This window comes from Acerihabitans arboris (assembly GCF_010131535.1).
Classification (GTDB): Bacteria; Pseudomonadota; Gammaproteobacteria; order Enterobacterales; family Enterobacteriaceae; genus Acerihabitans; species Acerihabitans arboris.
Map to the genome: position 1 here is coordinate 171535 of NZ_WUBS01000015.1, position 6639 is coordinate 178173.

Below are 6639 nucleotides of genomic sequence, written 5' to 3' on the forward strand. Positions count from 1 at the left end.
ACGCCCCGGCGCATTGTGACGGGGCGTTTTTTTTAGCTTCCGACCGGTTGCCGCCGGGGCCATGGGCGTTTTCAGCCCGGATCGGCCAGCTTTTGCCGCGCCCATCGCAGCCCGCCGTGATAATCCGCCGGCAGGAGGGGAGCAAGGCGCTCCAGCGCCCGGCTAAGCTCGGCGGCATCGCTATGGTTTAGATTCAGGTGACCCACCTTACGCCCCGGGCGCACCTCTTTTTCATACCAATGCAAATGTACCAGCGGCTCGGCCAGCCATGCGGCGCTGACGTCGGTGCCAATCAGGTTGACCATCACCGACGGCGCGGTCACCGAAGGCATCGGCATCGGCAGGTCGAGAATGGCGCGCAGGTGCAGTTCGAACTGGCTGATGGACGCGCCGTTTTGTGTCCAGTGTCCGCTGTTATGCACCCGGGGCGCCAGCTCGTTAATCAGCAGATCGTTACCGACGATAAAGCACTCCATCGCCATCACGCCGACATACTCCAGCTCATGCATAATGGCGGAAAGCATGCCCTCCGCCCGGCGCTGCAATGCGTCGTCCGGCCGGGCGAACGCCACGCTGGTGCGCAGGATGCCGTCCTGATGCAGGTTATGCGTCAGCGGATAAAACACCATGGCGCCGTTATTCGCGCGCGCGCCAATCAGAGACACTTCGCCTGAAAATGCGATGCCCTGCTCGACGATGCAGCTGCCGTAGCACTCTTGCGGCAGCGTCGCCTCATCGCCGGGGGCGAGACGCCATTGGCCCCGGCCGTCATAACCGCCCACGCGGCGCTTGACCACGGCCAGATTGCCAAACGAGGCGAATGCCTGCGGCCACTGGGCCGCGGCGGTCAGCTCTTCCCAGGGCGCGGTGGCCAGCCTCAGGCTATCGAGCAATTGCTTTTGCGTCAGCCGATCGGCCAGCCGTGGGAAAATATCCCGGTTCACAAACGCATTATGACGGGCCAGCTCACGGGTAAGGGGCGTTTCCGGCCAACGCTCGATTTCGGCGGTAATCACGCTTTGCGCAAACGGCACCGAACCGGGATCGGCGTCAAGCCCTACCGGGAATACCGCAATGCCCATGGGTTCGCCGGCCTGGCGCAGCATGCGCCCTAATTGTCCGTTGCCCAGGATACAAACCGGTTTCATGCGTCCTCCCTTGGATCGGGATGCGCCAGCACTTCATCGGTTTGCGCCTGGCGCCAGGCCGCCAGCCGGGCGGTTAACCCCTGGTCGTGCAGCGCCAGGATCTGCGCCGCCAGCAGGGCGGCGTTGGCCGCGCCGGCCTTGCCAATCGCCAGCGTGCCCACCGGCACGCCGCGCGGCATCTGCACAATGGAATAAAGACTATCGACGCCGCTCAGCGCCGCGCTCTGCACCGGCACGCCCAGTACCGGCACCAGCGTTTTTGCCGCCAGCATGCCCGGCAGATGGGCCGCGCCGCCCGCGCCGGCGATAATCACCTCAAAACCCGCGGCGGCAGCCTGTTCGGCAAAGCTGAACAGTTTATCCGGTGTGCGATGCGCCGAGACGATCTCCACATGACAGGCAAGCTGCAGCGAGGCGAGAATGTCCGCGGCAAACTGCATCGTGGCCCAGTCGCTTTTGGACCCCATGACGATGGCGATTTTTGCCGGGGCAAGATTGGATTGCATGCGCGTAGTGCTCCTGTGAATGTTGCCAACCGCTCCCTGCCTCGTACGCCGCGTTGTCGCCGGGGTTGGGTTGCAGGGATAAGAGGGCGTAGAGCATATCATGTGAGCCGGGAGAGGAAAACGGTTGCGTGGCCGCCGGCGCCAGAAATTGCGCCGCTCAGTTGTAGGGAAATTCAATCAGCTCGACGCTGTCCCTGGTGACCCTTACCATCGACCCCTGATGATGCCAGGCACCCAATACCGCGCGATGGGCGCTGCCGCCCCGGATGTCCAGGGTGTGGATCGCCGGCCGATGGGTATGGCCATGGATCATCCATTGCGCCTGATAACGCTCAAGCGTGGCAACCACCGCCTGCGGGCTGACATCCATAATTGTTTGGGATTTGGCGCCATTGGCGCGCTGGCTGTCGGCCCGCATCCGTCCGGCAATGCGCAGGCGCCATTTCAGCGGCAGCGCCAAGAACAGACGCTGCAGCCAACGCTGGTTGACCCGCCTGCGATAGCGTTGATAGGCCAGATCGTCGGTGCACAGCGTATCGCCGTGCAGGATAAGGATTGGCCGGTCGTACAGGGTCAGCAGCCGTTCTTCCGGCAGCAGCGTCATGCCGCAGGCCCTGGCGAAATCCTTGCCCAGCAAAAAGTCGCGGTTGCCGTGGATGAAGAAGCAGGGCACCCCCCGCTGCGCCAGCGCGTTCAGCGCCGCGGCTATCTCGTCATGCAGCGGCGCGGGATCGTCATCGCCGATCCAGGCTTCGAACAGATCGCCCAGGATATACAGCGCGTCGGCGTGCGCGGCCTGCCGCCGCAAAAAATGCAGAAAACCGGCGGTAATCGCCGGTTCCTGGACGCTAAGATGGATATCCGCGACAAACAGGGTTGCCATGACAACGATTATTCGTCTAGGGTCACGCCGGTAATGATCACATCGTCTTTCGGCACATCCTGATGCGGGCCGCTGTTGCCGGTCGCCACGTTTTTGATCTTATCGACCACGTCAAGGCCGTCGGTCACCTCGGCGAAGACACAGTATCCCCAGCCGTCGGCGCGTTCCGAACGGAAATTCAGGAAATCATTATCCACCAGGTTGATAAAGAATTGGGCGGTGGCGGAATGCGGATCGTTGGTGCGCGCCATGGCCAGGGTGCCGCGGGTATTTTTCAGGCCGTTGTTGGCTTCGTTTTTAACGGTCGCGCGGGTCTTTTTCTGCGTCATGCCGGGTTCAAAACCGCCGCCCTGGATCATGAAGCCATTAATCACGCGATGGAAAATGGTATTATCATAAAAGCCCTCACGGCAATAGGTCAGGAAGTTTTCGACGGTTAACGGGGCTTTATCGGCGAAGGTTTTGATAACAATATCGCCGTGGTTGGTATGAAGAGTGACCATAAAATAGTTGTCCTACGAGTCGGGAAAAGAGTTGCTCACACGAAGTGATCAAGCAGACTGAATTTATAACATAAGTCCGGCATGGAGTCAGCATTCGCCGCAGCTAATGGTTTTTTCTGTTATTCTGGCGGCCGGCGGCGCGCCGGGCGGCGTTTTTGGCCGGGAATCAGTCCGCCGTTTCGCTTGCCGGCCCCCCGGCCTTGCATTACCGCCGTCTTCAGGGTTCAATACGCTGTTGGAATATAACCTGTCTAAACTTGTCGGTATACACACGTACCCCCGTTAACACCATGGAATGAATGTCGATGCTGAAGATTTATAACACCCTGACACGTCAAAAAGAGGATTTTCAACCTATCCATACCGGTAAAGTCGGTATGTACGTGTGCGGCATCACCGTCTATGATCTCTGTCATATCGGCCACGGCCGGACGTTTGTCGCCTTCGACGTTGTCACCCGTTACCTGCGCTTCAAAGGCTACGAGGTGGAGTATGTGCGTAATATCACCGACATTGACGACAAGATCATCAAACGGGCCAATGATAATGATGAAAGCATCGATACGCTGACCGAACGCATGATTGCCGAGATGCATAAGGATTTCGACAGCCTGAATATCCTGCGGCCCGATGAAGAGCCGCGCGCGACCCGGCACATGGCCGATATCATCGAGATCGTGGAGGTATTGCTGCGAAAGGGCCATGCGTACCAAGCGGCCAACGGCGATGTGATGTTTGCGGTGGACACCGATCCCACCTACGGCGTGCTGTCGCGTCAGGATCTGGAGCAGCTGCAGGCCGGCGCCCGGGTGGATATCGACGATGTGAAACGCAATCCGATGGACTTCGTATTGTGGAAAATGTCCAAAGAAGGCGAGCCGAGCTGGCCGTCGCCCTGGGGCCTGGGACGTCCGGGCTGGCATATAGAGTGCTCGGCCATGAACTGCAAGCAGCTAGGCAATCATTTTGATATCCACGGCGGCGGATCGGACCTGATGTTTCCCCATCATGAAAACGAAATCGCCCAGTCGAGCTGCGCCCACGAAGGGCCTTATGTCAATTATTGGATGCATTCCGGCATGGTGATGGTCGATCGGGAAAAAATGTCTAAATCCCTGGACAACTTTTTTACCGTACGCGACGTATTGAAATACTACGATGCGGAAACGGTGCGTTATTTCCTGATGTCCGGCCATTACCGCAGCCAGCTCAATTACAGCGAGGAAAACCTCAAGCAGGCCAGATCGTCCCTTGAGCGTCTGTACATCGCGCTGCGCGGCGCCGATGCATCGGCCCGGCCCGCCGGCGGCGAGTCGTTTATCGCCCAGTTCACCGCCGCCATGGATGATGATTTTAATACGCCGGAGGCCTATTCAGCGCTGTTCGAGATGGCCCGCGAAGTCAACCGCCTGAAGGTGGAAAACCCGCCGGCCGCCGTCGGACTGGCCGCGGCGCTGCGCCGGACGGCCAATGTCCTGGGATTGCTGGAGCAGGACCCGGAGCAGTTCCTGCAAAACGGCGCCCAGGTCGATATCAGCGAAACGGCGCAGATTGAAGCGCTTATCAAGCAGCGCAACGATGCGCGCAAAAATAAGCAGTGGCAGCTGGCCGACGAAGCGCGCGCCAAACTCACCGAACTGGGCATTGTGCTGGAAGACAGCGCCGGCGGCACCATCTGGCGTCGCGGTTAATCATGCCCGCCTTGGCTTTCGCAGCGGCGAAAGCCAAGGCCGGGGGGGTGCCGCGGCCAAAACCAGCAGGGCGCGGTATTATCCGCGCCCTGCTGGTTTTACAACTGGGCTATTCACCACCCGCCGCTTATCACTTATAGGTTACCGCTTAACGCCAACGCCGGATTCGGCGGCCCGGGCCAAATCCGTCCCTGGCCGATACGCGCCGGTGCGGTTAACGGTCTATTCGACGACTTTTACCACCTGGCCTAAAAATTCAACCTGCTGGTCGGCAACGATCTTACACCGTTTGCGGGTTTCCATCGCGCCGTTGACCTTGACCTGCTGACCATAAATGGCGGTTTTTGCCGCCGCGCCGCTGTGACACCAACCCTGAATCTTCAGTAAATCGCACAGTTCAATGTACGGATGGCCGTCAAGTGAGAAAGTTTCCATCGTGTTCCGCCGTTATGATGCTATATCGTGAAAGTCTTCACATGCCTGCAAAGTGTTTTGAATCAAGGTGGCGACCGTCATGGGACCGACGCCGCCGGGTACCGGGGTAATATAGGACGCGCGCTGCGAGGCTACCTCGAAGTCCACATCGCCCACCACCTTGCCGTTGGCAAGCCGGCTAATGCCGACATCCAGCACCACCGCTCCCGGTTTAATCCATTCGCCGGGAATAAATCCGGGTTTGCCCACCGCCACCACCAGCAGATCGGCATATTCAATATGACGCTGGAGATCCTTGGTAAACCGATGGGTCACGGTTACCGTGCAGCCCGCCAGCAGCAGCTCCATGCTCATCGGTCGCCCGACGATGTTGGACGCGCCCACCACCACCGCATTCACCCCGAACGTCTCTATCTTGTAACGTTCCAGCAGGGTGATGATGCCCCGGGGGGTACAGGGTCGCAGCAACGGCGCCCGCTGACACAGCCGGCCGACATTATAGGGATGGAAGCCGTCAACGTCCTTATCGGGCGAGATGCGCTCCAGCACGTTGATATTATCCATGCCCGGCGGCAGCGGCAACTGCACCAGGATGCCGTCGATTTCCCTATCGGCATTAAGCGTATCGATAAGATCCAGCAGTTCGGCCTCGCCGACCTGGTCCGGCAAACTGTAGGAGCGGGATACAAAACCCACGTCCTCGCAGGCCTTGCGTTTGTTGGCGACATAAATTTGCGACGCCGGATTTTCTCCTACCAAAACCACCGCCAGTCCCGGCGCGCGCTTCCCGGCATTCAGGCGTTGTTTTACTTTTACCGCCACCTCATCCCTGACCTGCTGAGCAATAGTTTTACCATCAATAAGTTTAGCTACCATCAGAATCGGCAATCCATCAGTGTAATCGTGCTGTGATGGGGGTATTTTGGCAGAAGCGCGGCCCGCTGTCAGGCACTGAATGAAATCCTTTTGTTCAGCGAACCACCGGTCGGCAGAAAAGCCATTGACTCAACCGGTCCGCTCCGTATAATCCAACCGCATTATCCAGCAACTTCCCGCAATGCGCCCTTAGCTCAGTCGGATAGAGCAACGGCCTTCTAAGCCGTAGGTCACAGGTTCGAATCCTGTAGGGCGTACCATTTGGAATCAGTAAGTTATGCTGTTTTGATTCTCGCTTCTTTTTCGCCTTGTATCGCTGGCGTGTCGTTATCGCCAAATATCGCATCCAGTTTGCAGGCATGTTGCGTTACATGATTCGGCGCCAGATGAGCATATCTGCGTACCATTTCTATACTCTCCAAGCCTCCCATTTCCTGAAACGATGATAACGGAACACCGGACTGGATTTGGTTTGTAAGCGTACGCCCAGAGCCGTCTGTTAATTACCCGTCAAGTTGTCGAAGATGATGTCCATCATTTTTTTTAATGGACGCTACTCATGAAACAAACCCCCGCAAAACCCTCAAGACATCGTCC

General features: G+C 58.4%; 7 protein-coding genes, 1 tRNA gene and 1 pseudogene. 2 read left to right on the forward strand and 7 right to left on the reverse strand.

The features are described from left to right. Positions 1-71 precede the first annotated feature (71 nt). The 4 genes from purK to ppiB form a co-directional block, all read right to left on the reverse strand. On the reverse strand, positions 72-1148 hold the full coding sequence (purK, locus tag GRH90_RS20190; RefSeq protein ID WP_162367758.1) for a 5-(carboxyamino)imidazole ribonucleotide synthase: 1077 nt from the start codon (positions 1146-1148) through the stop codon (positions 72-74). After that, on the reverse strand, positions 1145-1654 hold the full coding sequence (gene purE, locus GRH90_RS20195; RefSeq protein WP_162367759.1) for a 5-(carboxyamino)imidazole ribonucleotide mutase: 510 nt from the start codon (positions 1652-1654) through the stop codon (positions 1145-1147). The genes purK and purE overlap by 4 nt, the downstream gene beginning before the upstream one ends. Before the next feature lie 157 nt (positions 1655-1811). Further along, positions 1812-2537, reverse strand: a complete 726-nt coding sequence (locus GRH90_RS20200; RefSeq protein ID WP_162367760.1) for a UDP-2,3-diacylglucosamine diphosphatase — start codon at positions 2535-2537, stop codon at positions 1812-1814. 8 nt (positions 2538-2545) lie between these two features. Next, positions 2546-3040 carry a peptidylprolyl isomerase B gene (ppiB, locus tag GRH90_RS20205; RefSeq protein WP_162367761.1) on the reverse strand — a complete coding sequence of 165 codons (495 nt, stop codon included), beginning with the start codon at positions 3038-3040 and terminating at the stop codon, positions 2546-2548. Between the two features lie 305 nt (positions 3041-3345). Between ppiB and cysS the strand changes: the two genes are divergently transcribed. Continuing rightward, positions 3346-4731 (forward strand): cysteine--tRNA ligase, encoded by a 1386-nt coding sequence (cysS, locus tag GRH90_RS20210; protein ID WP_162367762.1) that lies wholly within the window; start codon positions 3346-3348, stop codon positions 4729-4731. A 222-nt stretch (positions 4732-4953) separates the two neighbouring features. On the opposite strand, the gene ybcJ is transcribed toward cysS, so the two are convergent. After that, positions 4954-5166 carry a ribosome-associated protein YbcJ gene (gene ybcJ / locus GRH90_RS20215; protein ID WP_162367763.1) on the reverse strand — a complete coding sequence of 71 codons (213 nt, stop codon included), beginning with the start codon at positions 5164-5166 and terminating at the stop codon, positions 4954-4956. A gap of 12 nt (positions 5167-5178) precedes the next feature. Beyond that, positions 5179-6042, reverse strand: coding sequence for a bifunctional methylenetetrahydrofolate dehydrogenase/methenyltetrahydrofolate cyclohydrolase FolD (gene folD, locus GRH90_RS20220; protein ID WP_162367764.1), 864 nt, complete (start codon positions 6040-6042; stop codon positions 5179-5181). A gap of 183 nt (positions 6043-6225) precedes the next feature. Between folD and GRH90_RS20225 the strand changes: the two genes are divergently transcribed. After that, positions 6226-6302: transfer RNA gene (locus GRH90_RS20225), tRNA-Arg, on the forward strand. 15 nt (positions 6303-6317) lie between these two features. On the opposite strand, the pseudogene GRH90_RS20230 reads toward GRH90_RS20225, so the two are convergent. After that, positions 6318-6509 (reverse strand): annotated as a pseudogene (locus GRH90_RS20230) (integrase); the annotation flags it as partial. Positions 6510-6639: the final 130 nt, after the last annotated feature.

What these genes read in the sequence shown, in the direction of transcription:
- purK (WP_162367758.1), bottom strand. Translation starts at nt 1,148, where the DNA reads ATGAAACCGGTTTGTATCCTGGGCAACGGACAATTAGGGCGCATGCTG.
- purE (WP_162367759.1), bottom strand. Translation starts at nt 1,654, where the DNA reads ATGCAATCCAATCTTGCCCCGGCAAAAATCGCCATCGTCATGGGGTCC.
- GRH90_RS20200 (WP_162367760.1), bottom strand. Translation starts at nt 2,537, where the DNA reads ATGGCAACCCTGTTTGTCGCGGATATCCATCTTAGCGTCCAGGAACCG.
- ppiB (WP_162367761.1), bottom strand. Translation starts at nt 3,040, where the DNA reads ATGGTCACTCTTCATACCAACCACGGCGATATTGTTATCAAAACCTTC.
- cysS (WP_162367762.1), top strand. Translation starts at nt 3,346, where the DNA reads ATGCTGAAGATTTATAACACCCTGACACGTCAAAAAGAGGATTTTCAA.
- ybcJ (WP_162367763.1), bottom strand. Translation starts at nt 5,166, where the DNA reads ATGGAAACTTTCTCACTTGACGGCCATCCGTACATTGAACTGTGCGAT.
- folD (WP_162367764.1), bottom strand. Translation starts at nt 6,042, where the DNA reads ATGGTAGCTAAACTTATTGATGGTAAAACTATTGCTCAGCAGGTCAGG.